The organism is Rubneribacter badeniensis (genome assembly GCF_002899695.1).
GTDB classification, from domain to species: Bacteria; Actinomycetota; Coriobacteriia; order Coriobacteriales; family Eggerthellaceae; genus Rubneribacter; species Rubneribacter badeniensis.
In genome coordinates this window covers 12,505-28,420 of sequence record NZ_PPEL01000033.1, presented here as the reverse complement: position 1 = coordinate 28,420, position 15,916 = coordinate 12,505, and the positions used below count along the sequence as shown (strand labels likewise).

The following is a 15,916-nucleotide window of genomic DNA, read 5'->3' as shown; positions in this document are numbered from 1 at the left end:
CCCCTTCGCTTAAAGCAAGCGCCCCTCCCCGCCCTTCCGTTCGAGGCGAGCGCCCTTCACCGTCCTTCCGCTTGAAGCGAGCGCCCTTCTCCGCGTTTTCAAGCGCGACGCTCAAGCTCGCGCCGTCCGAACAAGCGCCGCTCCGTGCGCGAAAATCTCCGATTTTTGGCCACGAAACCGCGCTCTGGCACACAACCCGCCCTCTCTCGACGCAGGAGGGTGCCCGCGCCCGGGAAAAGCCCAGGTCGGCGAATTCGGTTCGCGATGAAAGCGCTCCGGAGCGCCCCAGGATGGGCTCGCTCCGTGCCAGAACGCGGATTGCTGGCCAGAAACCGCGGATTTTCGCGCACGCGAAGCCCCGCCCATACTCTCCCTTTGGAGGGGCGGCCCGAACCACGCCGAAAGCGAGAGAGCAGGGAAGGGAACACGAAGGAAGCGGAGAGGAAAGCCTCGGCGCACCCCGGCTGTCGCCCGCAACTGCAAGGGCGGCAGGAAACCCGAGCGCCACGGACGCGAGACATGCGCCGGCTGCCACCCGCAGCTGCAAGGACGGCAGCCGGGGCCCCGGGATTGCCGCCGGGGCGCGCAGCCCTTGCGAATTGCATGGAAAATCGAGCGATAGTTCCACCACCGGGGGTTTTGCGGCATAGTATACTGGCAGTGGACGCAAAGCGCCCGCCGCTGTCACGGCAATCTTCACGGCAGAAAGAGCAAGGCATGGCTCACAACCTCTACACCGACACGCGCGGACGCGCCAAGCGCCCGGTTCCCTTCACGCAAGCCGTTATCGATGGCTTGGCCGAGGGCGGCGGCCTGTACGTGCCCGAGCGCATTCCCCAACTCTCGCTCGACGATGTGCGCGCCTTGGCCGACCAGCCGTACGCGCAGCGCGCGGCGCGCATCTACCGGGCGTTCGACGTCGATCTGCCTGCAGACGTCGTCGACGAGCTGATGGCCCAAGCCTACGGCGACAACTTCGACGACGAGCGCATCTGCCCCATCACCTCGCTCAACGCCACCACCCACGTGCTGGAGCTCTGGCACGGCCCCACGAGCGCGTTCAAGGACATGGCGCTGCAGTGCCTTCCGAAGTTCTTCTCCGCCAGCGCCAAGCAGCTGCGCGAGCAGGGGAAGCTCGATCACGAGTTCATGATCCTCGTGGCCACGTCGGGCGACACCGGCAAGGCGGCCCTCGAGGGTTTCCGCGACGCCGAGGGCGTGTCCATCGGCGTCATGTACCCCGACGGCGGCGTGAGCGACATCCAATTCAAGCAGATGGCCACCCAGCGCGGCGAGAACGTGCAGGTGTGGGGCGTGCGCGGCAACTTCGACGACTGCCAGACCGGCGCGAAGAACGTGTTCGGCGACGAAGCCTTCGCCGCGCGGCTGCTCGAAGAGCACGGCGTGGCGCTCTCCAGCGCGAACTCCATCAACTGGGGGCGCCTCATACCCCAGATCGTGTACTACGTGTCGGCCTATGCGCAGCTCGTAGCCGACGGCAAGCTGGGGCTGGGTGACGAGCTGGACGTATGCGTGCCCACCGGCAACTTCGGCAACATCCTGGCCACCTACTACGCCAAGCGCATGGGCGTGCCGCTGGGCATGCTCTTCTGCGCGAGCAACGAGAACCGCGTGCTCACCGACTTCATCAACACGGGCACCTACGACATATCGGAACGCGACTTCGTGCTCACGCCGTCGCCGTCCATGGACATCCTCGTGTCGTCGAACCTGGAGCGCCAGCTCTTCGAGCTGACGGGCCGCGACGCGAGCGCCATCGCCGGCTGGATGGACGACCTGCGCGAGAAGCGGCGCTTCCGCGTGGACGAAGGGACCTTCGCGAAGGTGCGCGAGACCTTCGCCTCCGATTCCGTCGACAACGCCACGTGCCTCGTCACCATCAAGCGCGTGTTCGACGAGCACGACTACTTGCTGGACCCGCACACCGCGGTGGCCTACCAAGCCGCCGAGAACCTGCGAGGAGAGAACCCCGTGCTCATCGCGAGCACGGCGCACTGGGCGAAGTTCGGCGACAACGTGTACCGCGCGCTGCACGGCATCGCGCCGGGAGATCTGCTGCCCGACGACGTGGCGGCGCTTTCGGGTTGCGCACTCAACGAGCTGATCGCCCGCGAGACAGGCGCGACCGACATCCCGCGCGGCCTGGCCGAGCTCGACGCGCTTCCCATCCGCTTCGAAGAGGTCGTCGAAGGTGGCACCGGCGACATCGAGGCTGCCGTGACGCGCTTCCTCGAGCGCTTGGACGCCTGAGCGCCTGATGAGCATGTCGCCGCGAGACGAGAAGGGAACGACATCATGAGCAAACTCGAGAAGCTGAAGCCGACCGTCAGGCTTTCCATCATGAACCCGGACGCGGAGAGCGGGTCGCTGTTCGGCCGCGGCATCGCGAGCCTGTGCTTGGGCGTGCGCACGTCCGGCTCGCTCAACGCCGCCGCCAAGGGCATGGGCATGGCCTACAGCAAGGCGTGGCGCATCATCAAGGACACGGAGGCCGCGCTCGATCTGCAACTGCTCAACCGCGACGGCGCGCACGGCAGCCAGCTCACGGAGGCGGGCGATCGGATTCTGGACGCCTACCTCGCCATCGAGAAGAAGCTGCAGAAGCAAGCCGAAGAAGAGTTCGCGCGGCTGATGAAGTAAGAGGCCCGCGAAGGACCCCGGCTGAAACCCGCACAGACGCTGCAAGAGGCCGGAAGGTGAAATGGCTGAAGGCACTGCCGCGTTCTGCGGACCGTTTCTCTTGCTCGCCCCTCGTTTCGAGGCAAGTTTCCCGGTTGTCGGCATTGGAAACGACAAAGGAATACGCTTGCAGATCGAGCCGTGACAAAGGGGCAAAGGGGTGACAAAGGGACGGGGACGTTGTCACGCCGGCGTGACAACGTCCCCGTCCCTTTGTCACCGTCGCGCTTTGCCACCTCCCCGTTCCCTCGTCACGCCCCGCGGTAGTAGCAGACGGCGAGCTGGGTGCGGTTCTTAAGGCCGAGCTTTTGGAGGATCGCGCTCATGTGGTTGCGGACGGTGCCCTCGCTCAGATAGAGGCGCGCAGCGATCTCGCGATTGTCGAGGCCCTCGGCGACAAGCTCCACGATGGCGCGCTCGCGTTCGGTGAGCACGCCGAGAACGGACGGGACGCGCTCGGAGGCGGCAGACGGGGCAGGCTTCGCGCGCACAAGGGCCTCTACCCGCTCGAGCACCTCATCTCCCAGCACGCTCTGGCCGGCCATGACCGAGCGCAGTGCCGGCGCGATGGTGGCCACCTCCTGCTTGATAAGGTAGCCGCGCGCGCCGAGGCGCAGGGCGCGCACGATGTACTCGTCGTCGGAGAACGTGGTGAGGAACACGATGCGCGCGTCGCCGTGCGCGGCCAGGATGCGCTCGGCGGCCTCGAGGCCGCCCGCACCCGGCATCTGGATGTCCATGAGCAGCACATCGGGCGCGTGCTCGTCGAACAGCGCCGCAGCCTCCTCCCCGGTGCCGCCCATGGCGACAACCTCCACGTCCTTCTGGGCTTCAAGGATGGTGCGCAGCGACAAGCGGACGAACGGGTCGTCGTCGATGATGATCGTCCTGATCATAGGCTTTTCTCCTCCTTCGGCACGATGGCGAACACGCGAAACCCCCGTCCCGCCCGATACTCGGCGCGCAGCCGGCCGCCCAAGGCCGCCACGCGCTCCTCCATCGATTTCAGCCCGAGGCCGCTCCCTTCGACCGCTGGAACAGCCGCCATCGTGGCCACCTCGCCCGCCGAGCCGTCGTCCTGCACGACGAGCTGGTAGAACGCCGGATATTCGACCACCGACACGTCCGCGCGCGCGGCATCGCTGTGGCGCACGACGTTTGAAAGCGCCTCGCGCACGAGCGCGACGAAGCAGTACGCCACGGGCACCGGCACGTCGCGCGCGTCGAAGGACAGGCGCGCGCCGGGCAGCCCGCAGGCCCCGACGACGCTTTCAAGGCGGGAGCGCAGATCGAACGCGTCGTCGTGCAGGTCGTGGACGCTTTTGCGCACGGTGTCCATAGCCTCATGGAGCGTCGCTCCCACCCGGGCCAGGTCGGCGCGCACCTGCTCGTCTTCGGCGTGGACGACTTGAAGCGCCTCCACTTGCAGCACCGACCGCGTGAGCAAGTGCCCCACGTTGTCGTGGATCTCGCGGGCGATGCGGGCACGCTCGGCGAGCGTGGCAAGGCGCACCTCGTAATCGTGCGAAGCCATGAGGTCGCGGTTCTTCCGCGCAAGCGACAACGACCGCTCTTGCAGGCTGTCGCGAAGCGCGCGGGAACGGGCCCGCTCCCCTTCTGCCCGCCTTTCGCGCCACGCCATGAGGCACGCGGCGACGCAAAGCGCGAGCAGCAGGACGGTCAGCGGCATGCCGAGCGAGCGAGCCGACGCGGCCAGCGGCGCGATCCACGCCGCACGCGCGAGCCGGGAGCGCTCGAAGCCCAGCGCATGCGCGGCAAGCGGCAGAAACGACGCGAACGAGGGCAGCGCGCACGCCGCCGCGAGGTAGGCGCCCGCCGCCGCGAACCGCACGGGCGCCGACGACGCCACGTCGAGGCAGCATGCCGCCGCCACAGCCGCTAAAAACGCGACGGCGTGCATATCCGAAGGCGGCGCGAACGGCAAGGACGCCAGACAAAGCGCCGCGAGGATGATCTGGTCGATGGCGCGCTCTCTGTTCATGATGCCAGTATAGCCCTCCGGGCGGGCCGACGGCGCGGCGCGCGGGACGATCATGAGCGACGGCATCCGCAACCGTGACAAATGTCACTCCCCTCGCGCCAAACGGTGACGGCCGGCACTTCCGCGACGACCGCAGATCGGGCACTATGGACGCTGGATCGAGAAGCCGCGCGTGATCGAGCGCGGCGAAACCGCAAGAGAACGCGCGCAAGCGACGGGGGTGGCGAAGTTGGCGAACACGATGGAGGCGGGACGGAGCGCGGCGACGGGCGACGCCCGGACGAAAGCCGCGTTGGAGACGGCGGGCGGGCCGCGCGCGCCTAAGTTGGCGGGCGCACCGCACGAAGGCCGGAGCATCGTGGCCGTCGACGGGCTGGTGAAGCGCTACGGAGAGGTGCTTGCGCTCGACCACTTCAATCTGCGCATCGAGCCGGGAGAGGTGTTCGGGCTGCTCGGGCCGAACGGATCGGGCAAGACCACGGCCATCAACTGCATGCTGCAGCTGCTCACGTTCGACAAGGGGACGATCGAGCTGTTCGGAGAGCCCATGCGGCCCTCGCGCTACGACTTGAAGCGGCGCATCGGCGTCGTGCCGCAGAACGTGGCCGTGTTCGAGGAGCTGACGGTGCGCGAGAACATCGACTACTTCTGCGCGCTGTACGTGAGCGACCGTGCGCGTCGGCGCGACCTGGTGGACGAGGCCGTGGCGTTCGCGGGCTTGGAAGGCTACGAGCGGTTCCGGCCGCGAAAGCTGTCGGGAGGGCTTCTGCGCCGTTTGAACATCGCCTGCGGCATCGCGCACAAGCCCGAGCTCGTGTTCTTCGACGAGCCCACCGTGGCGGTCGATCCCCAGAGCAGAAACGCCATCCTCGAAGGCATTCGCCAGATGAACCGCGCCGGGTCCACCGTGGTGTACACGAGCCACTACATGGAGGAGGTCGAGGAGATATGCACGCGCCTCATGATCATGGATCGGGGACGAGCGCTTGCGACCGGAACGAACGCCGAGCTCAAAGCCATGGTCGATGCCGGGGAGAAGATCCAGGTGGACGTGCCGGAGTTTCCTGACGCGGCGCTTGAGCGCCTCAGGGCGCTGCCGCACGTGAGGCGCGCGCTCTACCGGGACGGCGTGCTCGAGCTGGCCTGCGCGAACGGCACGCACAACCTGGGAGACGTGCTGGCCGTGCTGCAGGCCTTCGGCGCCGCGTTCGGGCGCGTGTGGGCCGAGCCGCCCACGCTCAACGACGTGTTTCTGGAGATCACCGGAACGGAGCTGCGGGACTGAGGGCCCCGCTGCTTCGCCGGGGCATCGGGGCGGGCCGACGCCCCAGCCCACTGCGGCGCTCCGATTCGCCGCGTCGTGCAACCGTGCGCCTCGCGCGCGAGGACGGGCGCGGAAACGGCAGTTCGGGGCGCGGCGGCCCTCTCCGGCTTTCATCAGCCGGCACGGCCCATGCGATTGGAAGGTGGCAGCATGATCAGCGTGTTCAAGGGAACGCTTCTGGCGCTGGCGCGGGAGCGGTCCGTCTTCATCTGGGTGCTCGCGTTTCCGCTCGTCCTCTCGACGATGTTCGCGTTCATGTTCGCGCACCTCGATGACGCGGCCCAGCTCAAACCCGTCCGCGTGGCCGTCGTGGCCGATGCGCGCTACGAGGACGCGCCGGGGTTCGCCGAGGTGATCGACGCGCTGTCGGAACCGGGGGACGGTCAACTGCTCGATGTCGCGCGCGTGGAAAGCGAGGATGCGGCCATCGAGCTCATGCGCGCCACCGACGCCGGCTCGTCGGCACCGGGCGGCGGGTCGAACGAGGGCGTCGTGGGCTACGTGGCGGTGGGTGCCGACGGGGTGCCGGGAGTGCACGTGCGCGGCGGCGCGCTGCCCGACTCCGTAGACAGCGCGAACCAGTCCGTTCTCAAGACGGTCGTCGACAACTACCTGAGCAGCCGCACGCTCATCGAAGACGTGGCGAACGAGGATCCGGCAGCCCTTGCCGACACGCGTTTCGTCGCCCAGCTGCTGGACGCGCCCGATTTCACGGAGAGGATCGACGTCACGCGCAACCCGCCGAAGGAGACGGTGCGCTACTATTTCGCGCTTTTGGGCATGGCGGCGCTGTTCGGCGGCCAAACGGGGATGATCGCCATCTGCCGCGCGCAGCCGAACCTGAGCGCGCTCGGCGCACGTCGGGCCTTGGGGGCGGTGAGCCGTGCGAAGACGCTCGTCGCCACGCTCGGGGCGAGCTGGACGCTGTCGTTCGCCTGCCTTGTCGCAGCCTACGCCTACATCCGCGTTGCGGCGGGCGTGGATTTCGGAGGCCGCGACGGAGCGTGCCTCGTCGCACTGGCGGCCTCGTCGCTTCTCGCGACGGCGCTGGGCACGCTCGTGGGAAGCGCGACGAAGGTCGACGCGGGCATCAAAGGCGGGGTGCTCAGCGGCATCGTGTGCGTGTCCTCGCTGTTCGCCGGACTGTACGGGCAGCCCGTCATGGAGCTGGCCGACGAGCTGAACGCGGCGTTTCCGGCGCTTGAGTTTGTCAACCCCGCCACGCAGATAGCGCAGACGTTCTACAGCATCATGTACTACGACACCTTCCAGCGCGCGTTCGAGCACGTGCTCGTCCTGCTGGCCACGACGGCCGTGCTGCTCGCCGTGTCCTTGGTCCTTGTCAGGAGGCAGCGCTATGAAAGTCTTTAAAGCAGCGGTCGCGATCACGCTTCGGCACCCCCTCTACCTGCTCGTGTACGCCGTCGTGCTCAGCCTCTTGGGCGTGCTCATGGCGAGCAGCCTTTCGTTCGGAGAGGGCGACGACGCTCCGTTTGCGGCATACCGGGCGAAGTTCTCCGTCATCGACCGCGACGGCAGCGACCTTTCCCGGGGACTGGTGGATTGCCTGGGCGAGCACGGGATCGAGATGCCGCTGGACGACGCCGAGATCGCCCTGCAGGACGCCGTGGCGAAAGGAAGCGTCTCGTACGTCCTCATCGTGCCGGAAGGGTTCGGGCAGGCGGTCCTCGACACCGCACGCGCAGGCGGCGACGCGCCCATGCTCGAGACGGTATACAGCTACTCGTCGCTCGAAGGCAGTCTTCTGGATCAGAAGGCCAACGAGTACGTGGGGCTTGCCCGTGCCTATGCGGCGCTCGTCCCCGACGCATCGTTGGCCGACGTCGCCGCGCATGCGGGCGACGCGACGGGCGCGTCGGCACCGGTGGACACCGTGCAGCTTGGCGGCGGATCGGGAAGCGCGCAGCGCTTCGTGTTCTATTTCAGCTGGGGTACCTACACGCTGTTCGCCTCCATCGTCGTGTGCGTGGGATTGCTCATGGGCACGCTCAACCGCACCGACCTCAGACGGCGCAACCTCGTATCTCCCCTGCCGACGACCGGATACAACCTGCAGGTCGCAGCTGCAGCGCTTGCGGTGACCACGGGAGTGTGGCTGTGGACCGTGGTGCTGGGTTTCGTCGCGTTCGGCGAAGCCGCGGCGCAGATCAGCGCCGCGGGGCTTGCGCTCATGCTGGCGCTGTCGTTCGCGTTCGCCACCGTCCCGCTGTCGGCGGGATACCTGCTCGGGCAGATGGGGGCGAGCGAGACGATCAGCAACGCCGTCGGCAACATCGCGGGCATGGCGGTGTCGTTCTTGGGCGGCGTATGGGTGTCCTTCGACGCGATGGACCCCGCCGTGCAGGCGATCGGACGCTTTTCGCCCGCTTTCTGGTACACCGACGCGCTGCAGAAGGCGGCCGCGCTCGAGGCTCCCACGCCCGAAGCGCTCGCGCCGATCTTCTGCGACATGGGCGTGCTCTTGCTGTTCGCGCTCGCTCTCTTCGCCGTCGCGCTCGTGGCGAGCCGGTTGCGCGTGCAAGGCGCCGACGCCGGCGGCAATGCGGCTGCGGCGGGCGTGCGGAGGTAGCGCGAGGGCAAGGGGCGAGCGGAAAGCGGGCGAGCCGGACGCGAGCAGGCAGGACGCAAGCGCTGCTGGCGCAGACGAGCGCCCTCCTGCTCCAGCAGCGCTCGTCGGAGGGAGCACCTTCCGACGGCTTCGACGGAGAAGGAAGACAGAGAAAGCGGATCGACGCTCCGCAGACGCAGGAACCTCCTTGCACCAGCGAAAACACTGGAAGTCGAACGGGGAAGCGCCCGCCATCGTCGTCGCCGGTTTTCGAGCAGAGGCCAGCTGCGCGAACAGGCGCAGCCCGATCGACAGGAAGAAGACTGGGCGAAGGATGCGGGAAGATAGGCTCGGCGCTCCGCAGGTACACAGCGCGCAAGAAGCGCCGAGCAGCCAGCGGGGGCGACACCCCGCGAACTCGAACCCCTCCCTTGCGGCTGCGGGGACATATGCAGACGGGCACGGTCTCCGGAAGCGAATATACCGTTTCGCCCACGGAGACACATGCAGGCAGGCGCGCCTTTCGATGACTTCGTCGGAGGCCGCAAAAAAGGACGAGAGGAGCGGGCGCTCGAGAGAGGGCATCCCCAATGCGCGCGCGAGATTTCGATGCGGAGACAGAAGGCGGTTCATGAGAGCTCGATCCCGTCGTAGGCGGGCGTGCGCCAAAGCAGGTACGCCTCCGTGTTGCGCACGAGACGGGCTGCGCGCTGCGCGACGCCTTCGGCGGCCGCGCTCGCATAGGCCCCGAGGTCGCACGTCGCCATCCGCACACGGCCTCGCTCCTCGAACCAAGCCGGCGCGCCGCGTTCGAAGACGACGCGCTCGCCAAAGCGCAGCGTGCGTCCGTCCGGCAGCGCGTCCTCCTCCTGCAAGGGCGTCGAAAGGGCCTCGTCGAGAAAGTAGGCACGATCGTCCCGCAGCAGACACGATGCGTCGGCCTGGGCGTATGCCAGCGTCACGCGGTTGTAGGCATACAAGTCAAGCGGCTCCGAAACGATCGCCCCGTCCTCGAAGCGAACCGAGCAACCGGCATCCGAAAACCAGCCCTCCACGCCCGCGCAACCCTCTTTTTCAGCGGCATCCCACGCTTCTCGCGGCACGAAGAACGGCTCGTCCCGCCTCGCCTCGACCTCGTAGCACGCCCGCGCCTCTCCATCTGCGAAAAAGCGCACGGCGACCTCCCCACGCGGCACGTCAGCATACGCCGCCGCCTCCCCTCGATAGGGCGTCTCTTGAAACCGCGCATACGCGGTGACCACGCAGGTGAGGCGCGCGCCCTCGTCTGCTTCGGTCACGCGGTACGTCGCTTTATCACCAGGTCCCTGCACGAGTTCGCCGCGCGAATCCGGCCCGCCACGGTACCAGGCGTACCGATACGCCATGCCCGCCGTGCCCGGATAGTTGTACGGATGGCACGTGGCATTGGGGTCGGACGGACTCAGGTCGCCTCCCTTCCTTGGCTCCCCTTCGATCGCGAACGCCCCTTCCGAGCGCGGCCCGAACACGACCTCCTCGATCTTCATGTGGCGGTTGCGAGTTACCCAATCGTTGTAAGGATTCCATTGATGGAAGTTCGTGCCGTTATCCTGGCCGCCGCCGTCAAGATCGAGCGCACACCCGCTGCACTCGAACACGAGCATATGGTAGCCATCGCCGAAATCATGAAGATACAGCGACTGGGCGGTGCCTCCGTTGGGCGTCCAAAGATGCACGTTGTCGCCGTCGAACCAATCCCCTCCCTGCAAGTCGAGGTACAGCGCCGAGGCACCAGTATGGACAGGCACGAGGCTCGTCCTCCCCTGAGGGCTTTCCACCACGATCCAGTTCTGATTGGTTGTGAAGGTGTCCTGCCAGCCGACGACGTTCGTCCGCACGTCGAGGCCACCCCCGCTCGCGTCCATGAAAAGATGCTCGGCCGAGCGAGGGCGCACAGTGACGATCTTTCCCCGCCAACTCGCATCGTCGTTGAGCACATGGGCGGGGATGATCTGGGACGCCTCGGCCGTCGTGTCGATGCCGTAAGCGCTATCGGGCGAATCGCACCACGCCCGCACCCCTGCCCACGCCCACCAATCCCACGATCTGCGAGCGACCCGCAGCGTGTCGGTGACATAAGGCCCGTGGTAATTCGAATTGTCGTAGGTCGTATCGTAGAAGCCGCTCTTCGAGGCGAGCCAGCCCGTTTCATCCCGAATGAACGAGTCAACATGGGTGTCGGGGTAGTCGGTGAACCAGGTGGGGTTCCACACCCCTCCGTTGGCGTAGTACGAAGTCACGGATATCTCGAGGAACAGCTCCGTCATACGGCCCACGACCGCATCGCATCTCACCGACAGCCACACTTTTCCGTTGTCCGAATAACCCCATCCCCCGTCATAGCCGAAATGGTTGCCAGGCGCCGCGACCGACCCGATCGCGCCCCACCCGCCGCCGCCCACGCCGCCCCACGCGACTTTCGTGCCGGCGAGCCACGACAGCCCGACGGCCGTTCCCGCCGCGAGAAACGCTCGCCGAGTCATCGGCGCGCGATTCCCGATACGCCGCACTTCGCCCGCGCCTCCGCACTCGGAGCGCTTTTCGACGCTGCCACCCCTCTCCATCTCGGCCTCCTCACGCCATCGTGTCGTTCAAGAAACTCAGCAAGCTCACCACCGTGGGCACCACCACAAGCGCCACCGTCGGCGGCAGGAAGCACACGGACAGGACGACATCGAGCTTCGTGGGCATCTTGCGGATGCGCTCGAGCGCGCTCGCCTGGGCGACCTCGCGGGACAGCGCGGCCTGGCTCGCAAGGCCCTCCGCAATGGACGACCCCTGGCTCACGGCCTGGATAAGCTGCGCGACAAACGCCGACACGTCTTGGCTGCGACAACGCCTTGCAAGATGCTCAAGCGCTTTCTCGCGCCCGTGCCCGAGAAGGTTCACCTCCTGGTCGACAAGGGACAACTCTTCGGAAAGAGGCCCCTCGACGCTTGCCGCCACCTCTTTGAAGCACTGCTCGAGCGGAGATCCCGCCGCCACGGCGATGCCGAGCAGCTCCATGGCGTCGGGCAGGCTCGCCTCGATGGCGCGGCGGCGGTTCCTTTCTGCGGCCCAGAGCGCCGCGCGCGGCCCCAGCCATCCTGCTGCCAGGCCGAACGCCGCAAACGCGATACCGGCAGCGCTCGGGAAAAGGCCACACGCCAACGAGACGCACGCCGCCGTGCACGTGCCGAACACCGCCGCGAGCACCCGCAGACAGCGCCATGCCTCGGGCTGCAGGGACACCCCCGCCCGAGAGAGCCGGCTGCGGCACTCGTCCGCATCGGAGCGAGCCGACGGCACAAGCCTCTCGAGTGTTTCGGACGCGACACCCAACAGCCGGACAAGAGCATCGCGCCCGATCGCCCGAGCGCGCTCGCCCTCCCGCCGCGCATCGCCCCACACGGCCACGCGCGGCAGCGGCGCGAACGCGCGCACAAGCGCTTCGTACACGGCAACGCCCGCCAGCACGGCGAACGCCCCCAGCGTGCAGATCGTCATCGCAGAGGCAGCCATGCCCGTCCTCCTTTGTCTTCGGCGCCACCCGCACGCCTCGCGGTGCGTGCGCGGCGCGTCTTCGGCTCGTCGAGCGAAGTGATGGCGCGGCACGATACCAACCCGATCACCTCGAGAGCGACCGCACCTCCCAGCAACGCCCATCCAAGCGGCTCCTCGGTGTAGAACCGTGCGAAATCGGCGTTGGTCGCGAACATCATGAAGAAGATGCACGGCATGGACAGCGCCACGAACCACTTGGCAAGGCGCGTCCCCGCCACCTCAGTCTCCAGCTCCCGCGCGGCTTTGAGCCGCGCGTTCACGTGCCCGGCGACCATGTCGAGCACCGGAGCGAGCGAGCCGCCGAACCTCTGCTGCATCCTTGCCGCCGCCGCGAGCGTGCGCACGTCGCCGCTGCCGGTGCGGCGCGCCATGTCCTCGAGCGCATCGGAAAGCGTGGTGCCGTAGGTGATGTCGGCGATGACGCGGGTCAGCTCGTCGCGCAGCGGATCGTCCATGCGGGCGCACGCCACCCGCAAAGCCCGCTCGACCGTCAGTGAGCTTCGCACGCTCGCGGCAAGCTGAGGGAGCATGCGGGCGAATTGCCGATCAAGCAGTTCGCGACGTTTTCTTCGCACGCGGCCCTGCCACGCGCGACGCGCCGCCACCACTCCGATCGCGGCGCACGTCCCTACCAGCGCGCTTCCGCTCAACATGGTCGCGAAGACGAATGCGGCCAGCACCCCTCCCGCAACTGCAAGCGCCCGCACACGCATCGATGGCCCCTCCCAGTCGCCGCTTTCTTTGGAACGCGCGCCACGAGCGTCGCGTCGGGCGGCGGCTTTCCTGCCGACCTCGTACAGCGTCCGATCGGAAAGCGCCTCTCCCCTTTGCGCGGCGCGCTCTTGGCGAAACAGCGCGTACGCCCACAGCGCAAGCGCGCATCCCCCTGCGGCCAGCGCCGCGAAAACAGCCGTCGTCCCTGTCATCGCAAGCACCTCCTTGCCCTAGCTTCCGAAGAACCAGGCGGGATCGAACGGAATCCCCGCCACCCGCATGCGCGCTTTGATCCCTTGCGGCTGCACGCCGCAGGGCCGCCACGCGCCCACGACCCACCCGTTCGCGTCAATGCCCTCCACGTCGTAGGCGAACAGCTCGGCTCGCGGTATCACCATCGAGCCTTCCGGCAGCGGATCGACGGATACGACGCTTGTCACCTTGCGCGTTCCGTCCCTCATGCGCTCGACATGCACGATAAGGCCCCCTTGCAGTGATTCGGCGATCTGCTGGGCGATCACTTCGCGACTGAGGTCGCCGTCGGCGTAGCCCACCATCGTGCGAAGTCTGCTGAGCGCGTTCGACGGATCGTTCGCGTGGATGGTGGTCATCGACCCGGGATGGTCGGTCTGCATGGCCTGGAGCATGTCGTACGCCTCGGCACCGCGGCACTCGCCCACGATGATGCGGTCGGGCCGGCGGCGCAGCGACAGCGCCACGAGCTCCCGCATGCCGACGGCCCCTTCGCCCTCCACGTTGGCCTCGCGCGTCTGCATGCGCTCGACATGGGCCGTCTGCAAACGCAGCTCGGGCGTGTCCTCGATGGTGATGACGCGCTCCCCCGCCGGAATGAAACCGGAGAGCGCACCGAGCAACGTAGTTTTGCCCGAGCCTGTGCCGCCGGAGATCACGATGGGGCAGCGAGCCTGCACCGCTGCGCAGAGGAAATCCGCCATGGCCGCAGACAGCGCGCCGACGCCCAGCAGATCTTCCATGCTCAGCATGCCGTCCGAGAACGTGCGCACGTTGAGCGCCGGCCCGTCCGGCGAAATGGGAGGCACCACGTACGTCGCGCGCGCCCTGCCTCCGGGCAGCATCGCGCACCCCATGGCGTGCGTCTCGTCGCAGCGCATGCCCGCTTGCTCCGCGATCTTGTTGATGATGCGGCGCACATGGTCGGCATCGTCGAAGACGATGTCGGGTCGATGCTCGATCAACCCCGCACGCTCCACGTACACGACGGGGGCGCGAAACGGCAGCGCCGGATCGGCCTCGTCCACCCCGCCGCCGTTGACCATGATCTCGGTGACGGCAGGGTCGTCGAGCAGAGGCTGCAGCGGGCCGTAACGGAGGAAGTCATCGACGATGCCGCCCGCAAGCGACTCCAACTCGTACAGGGAAAGCGGCTCGCCCTGCTCGAACGCGACCTGGCCCACCACCTCTCGGATAAGAGCTTCAACCGCCGAAGGACTCGCCTGTCCCGCCCTCAACCTCGAAGCGACCTCCTCTCGCACGGACGCTTTGAGCGCTCGCTCAGTCGATCTATCCACGCTCCTCTTCCTCCTCCATCGCATCGACGAGCGCCACGAGGGCAAAGCTCACCCTCCCTGCGTACTGCGCCTCGCGCACCGCGTCGGCCTCCTCGGGAGACACCGCGATCGTCACCGCGCCGCCCGAGGTCGCAAGCTCGCTTTGACCCGCCCCCACCGACACGACGAGCGCGCGCTCGCAAACGGTCGTCAGAAACGTCTCCCCGGAAGCGGCGGACTCGACGGCCATCACGCGCACCGTGTCGAACGCCCTTATCTGGCCGGCGACGCCCGTCTCCGTGTCCACCGACACCGAAACCGCCTCCATGCCGGCCCCAAGCGCGGCGGCCAGATGGTCGCCTCCCGCCGTCCCGGCCACAAGGCCCGGCACGATCTGCGCGCCAGAGGGGATGTCGACCGCCGCCCGTCCTCCGACCACCTCTTCGACCGCATCCGCATCGAGGGCGCCTTCCGCGCGAAACGCGCGCGGCACCTCCACCACCTCAAGCTGGTCTGGGGAGACGGCGTCGCCGGCGGCGATGCCCGTCGTCGCCACGAGCGTGGGAGCCAGATCAGACTCCATCGCGCCGACCTGAGCGCTTGCCGACACAACGGCCCACGCGCCATAGCCCACCGCGATGACGGCGACCGCAGCCGAAAGGGCCGCCACGAGGGCGAGGCGCTTCGCACGGCGAACGTCCTGCGGCCCCTTCGCAAAACGCAGGGGGTCCGCCGGAGCCGGCCCCGTCGCCGCCGCAGACGCCGACGGCGCGGACGAGGCAGACGTCGCCCCCGACGCCCCCTCCCGCCTCGCAAAGCGAGGGGCGGTGGCGCTGGCCGCGCGGGCGGCGAATCCCCCCGAGCGCGCAGACGCGCCGTTCGTTCGAGCTTCCATCATGGCTGCCTTCCTCCTTCTTCTTCATCCACCCGATCCGACAAGGCGGCCCGCACCTGATCTCCTATTTCAGCGGGAAACTCGTCGAGCGAGCCCAGTCGCGTGAACGCCGCGTCAACCGCATCGAGGCCCGCGGCGACGTCGAAGCGCCCGCACGTCCGCTCGTCAGGACGCCACACGCGGTCCTCGGCATAGGGCATGGCCGTCATCACGCGATGGGAGGCGACCGGTATCCCCTCCACGCCGAACCCTCGGGCGAACACCGTGGGGGACTCCTCCTCCACCTGCAAGCCCACCGCCCACATGCGCTCCCCCTCCGCCGTGTCCGTCTCGGGCGCTTCGTAGAACCACACGGCTACGCTCCCTGCGCATCCCGCATCGCGCACGGCACGCACGGCGCGCTCGGCGAACCGCGCCGCCGGGTCGTCGTCGTTCTTCGCCCTAAGGGCGAACGAGGCGTCCATGCACGCCGCACGGGCCGCGTCGAGCGCGTTTTCCTGGCGCGCCTTCGTTGCGTAGGCGATTCCTTGATCGACGGAGAACGCAAGCGCCGCGAACAAGACGAACGCCGCCGCCACGGCCAGAAGGGCCATGTTCCCGC

The 15,916-nt window shown here is 67.8% G+C and carries 13 protein-coding genes; 5 read left to right on the top strand and 8 right to left on the bottom strand.

What is annotated here, in order from left to right:
• Positions 1-717 precede the first annotated feature (717 nt).
• A complete protein-coding gene (gene thrC, locus C2L80_RS06930) occupies positions 718-2,271 on the top strand; it encodes a threonine synthase (protein WP_103262907.1) in 1,554 nt (517 codons plus the stop codon).
• 45 nt (positions 2,272-2,316) lie between these two features.
• The gene (locus tag C2L80_RS06925; protein ID WP_087197350.1) at positions 2,317-2,661 is read left to right on the top strand and encodes a winged helix-turn-helix domain-containing protein; all 345 of its coding nucleotides are present in this window, start codon (positions 2,317-2,319) and stop codon (positions 2,659-2,661) included.
• Positions 2,662-2,951: 290 nt separating this feature from the next.
• Here the strand turns inward: C2L80_RS06925 and C2L80_RS06920 are convergent, their stop codons facing one another.
• Together C2L80_RS06920 and C2L80_RS06915 are read right to left on the bottom strand one after the other, a co-directional pair.
• Positions 2,952-3,596, bottom strand: coding sequence for a response regulator (locus C2L80_RS06920; protein WP_087197347.1), 645 nt, complete (start codon positions 3,594-3,596; stop codon positions 2,952-2,954).
• Positions 3,593-4,783: a sensor histidine kinase gene (locus C2L80_RS06915; RefSeq protein WP_239938794.1), complete on the bottom strand. Its 1,191-nt coding sequence runs from the start codon at positions 4,781-4,783 to the stop codon at positions 3,593-3,595. Before C2L80_RS06915 ends, C2L80_RS06920 begins: the two co-directional genes overlap by 4 nt.
• A 139-nt stretch (positions 4,784-4,922) precedes the next feature.
• On the opposite strand from C2L80_RS06915, the gene C2L80_RS06910 reads away from it, so the two are divergent.
• From C2L80_RS06910 to C2L80_RS06900, 3 genes are all read left to right on the top strand, one after another.
• On the top strand, positions 4,923-5,987 hold the full coding sequence (locus C2L80_RS06910; protein ID WP_239938792.1) for an ABC transporter ATP-binding protein: 1,065 nt from the start codon (positions 4,923-4,925) through the stop codon (positions 5,985-5,987).
• Positions 5,988-6,176: 189 nt separating this feature from the next.
• Complete coding sequence (locus C2L80_RS06905; protein ID WP_087197345.1) at positions 6,177-7,397, top strand: ABC transporter permease; 1,221 nt, start codon at positions 6,177-6,179, stop codon at positions 7,395-7,397.
• Positions 7,384-8,616 carry an ABC transporter permease gene (locus C2L80_RS06900; protein ID WP_087197343.1) on the top strand — a complete coding sequence of 411 codons (1,233 nt, stop codon included), beginning with the start codon at positions 7,384-7,386 and terminating at the stop codon, positions 8,614-8,616. Before C2L80_RS06905 ends, C2L80_RS06900 begins: the two co-directional genes overlap by 14 nt.
• 608 nt (positions 8,617-9,224) lie before the next feature.
• Here the strand turns inward: C2L80_RS06900 and C2L80_RS06895 are convergent.
• The 6 genes from C2L80_RS06895 to C2L80_RS06870 are packed head-to-tail and all read right to left on the bottom strand — an operon-like array spanning position 9,225 to position 15,908.
• On the bottom strand, positions 9,225-11,198 hold the full coding sequence (locus C2L80_RS06895) for an RICIN domain-containing protein (RefSeq protein WP_103262906.1): 1,974 nt from the start codon (positions 11,196-11,198) through the stop codon (positions 9,225-9,227).
• A 10-nt stretch (positions 11,199-11,208) separates the two neighbouring features.
• Complete coding sequence (locus tag C2L80_RS06890; RefSeq protein WP_087197339.1) at positions 11,209-12,135, bottom strand: type II secretion system F family protein; 927 nt, start codon at positions 12,133-12,135, stop codon at positions 11,209-11,211.
• Positions 12,117-13,103, bottom strand: coding sequence for a type II secretion system F family protein (locus C2L80_RS06885; protein ID WP_087197337.1), 987 nt, complete (start codon positions 13,101-13,103; stop codon positions 12,117-12,119). The genes C2L80_RS06890 and C2L80_RS06885 overlap by 19 nt, the downstream gene beginning before the upstream one ends.
• 18 nt (positions 13,104-13,121) lie before the next feature.
• Positions 13,122-14,441: a TadA family conjugal transfer-associated ATPase gene (locus C2L80_RS06880; protein WP_087197335.1), complete on the bottom strand. Its 1,320-nt coding sequence runs from the start codon at positions 14,439-14,441 to the stop codon at positions 13,122-13,124.
• On the bottom strand, positions 14,434-15,318 hold the full coding sequence (gene cpaB / locus C2L80_RS06875) for a Flp pilus assembly protein CpaB (RefSeq protein WP_087197332.1): 885 nt from the start codon (positions 15,316-15,318) through the stop codon (positions 14,434-14,436). The genes C2L80_RS06880 and cpaB overlap by 8 nt, the downstream gene beginning before the upstream one ends.
• The gene (locus C2L80_RS06870; RefSeq protein WP_087197331.1) at positions 15,315-15,908 is read right to left on the bottom strand and encodes a hypothetical protein; all 594 of its coding nucleotides are present in this window, start codon (positions 15,906-15,908) and stop codon (positions 15,315-15,317) included. The genes cpaB and C2L80_RS06870 overlap by 4 nt, the downstream gene beginning before the upstream one ends.
• Positions 15,909-15,916: the final 8 nt, after the last annotated feature.

What these genes read in the sequence shown, in the direction of transcription:
- thrC (WP_103262907.1), top strand. Translation starts at nt 718, where the DNA reads ATGGCTCACAACCTCTACACCGACACGCGCGGACGCGCCAAGCGCCCG.
- C2L80_RS06925 (WP_087197350.1), top strand. Translation starts at nt 2,317, where the DNA reads ATGAGCAAACTCGAGAAGCTGAAGCCGACCGTCAGGCTTTCCATCATG.
- C2L80_RS06920 (WP_087197347.1), bottom strand. Translation starts at nt 3,596, where the DNA reads ATGATCAGGACGATCATCATCGACGACGACCCGTTCGTCCGCTTGTCG.
- C2L80_RS06905 (WP_087197345.1), top strand. Translation starts at nt 6,177, where the DNA reads ATGATCAGCGTGTTCAAGGGAACGCTTCTGGCGCTGGCGCGGGAGCGG.
- C2L80_RS06900 (WP_087197343.1), top strand. Translation starts at nt 7,384, where the DNA reads ATGAAAGTCTTTAAAGCAGCGGTCGCGATCACGCTTCGGCACCCCCTC.
- C2L80_RS06895 (WP_103262906.1), bottom strand. Translation starts at nt 11,198, where the DNA reads ATGGAGAGGGGTGGCAGCGTCGAAAAGCGCTCCGAGTGCGGAGGCGCG.
- C2L80_RS06890 (WP_087197339.1), bottom strand. Translation starts at nt 12,135, where the DNA reads ATGGCTGCCTCTGCGATGACGATCTGCACGCTGGGGGCGTTCGCCGTG.
- C2L80_RS06885 (WP_087197337.1), bottom strand. Translation starts at nt 13,103, where the DNA reads ATGACAGGGACGACGGCTGTTTTCGCGGCGCTGGCCGCAGGGGGATGC.
- cpaB (WP_087197332.1), bottom strand. Translation starts at nt 15,318, where the DNA reads ATGATGGAAGCTCGAACGAACGGCGCGTCTGCGCGCTCGGGGGGATTC.
- C2L80_RS06870 (WP_087197331.1), bottom strand. Translation starts at nt 15,908, where the DNA reads ATGGCCCTTCTGGCCGTGGCGGCGGCGTTCGTCTTGTTCGCGGCGCTT.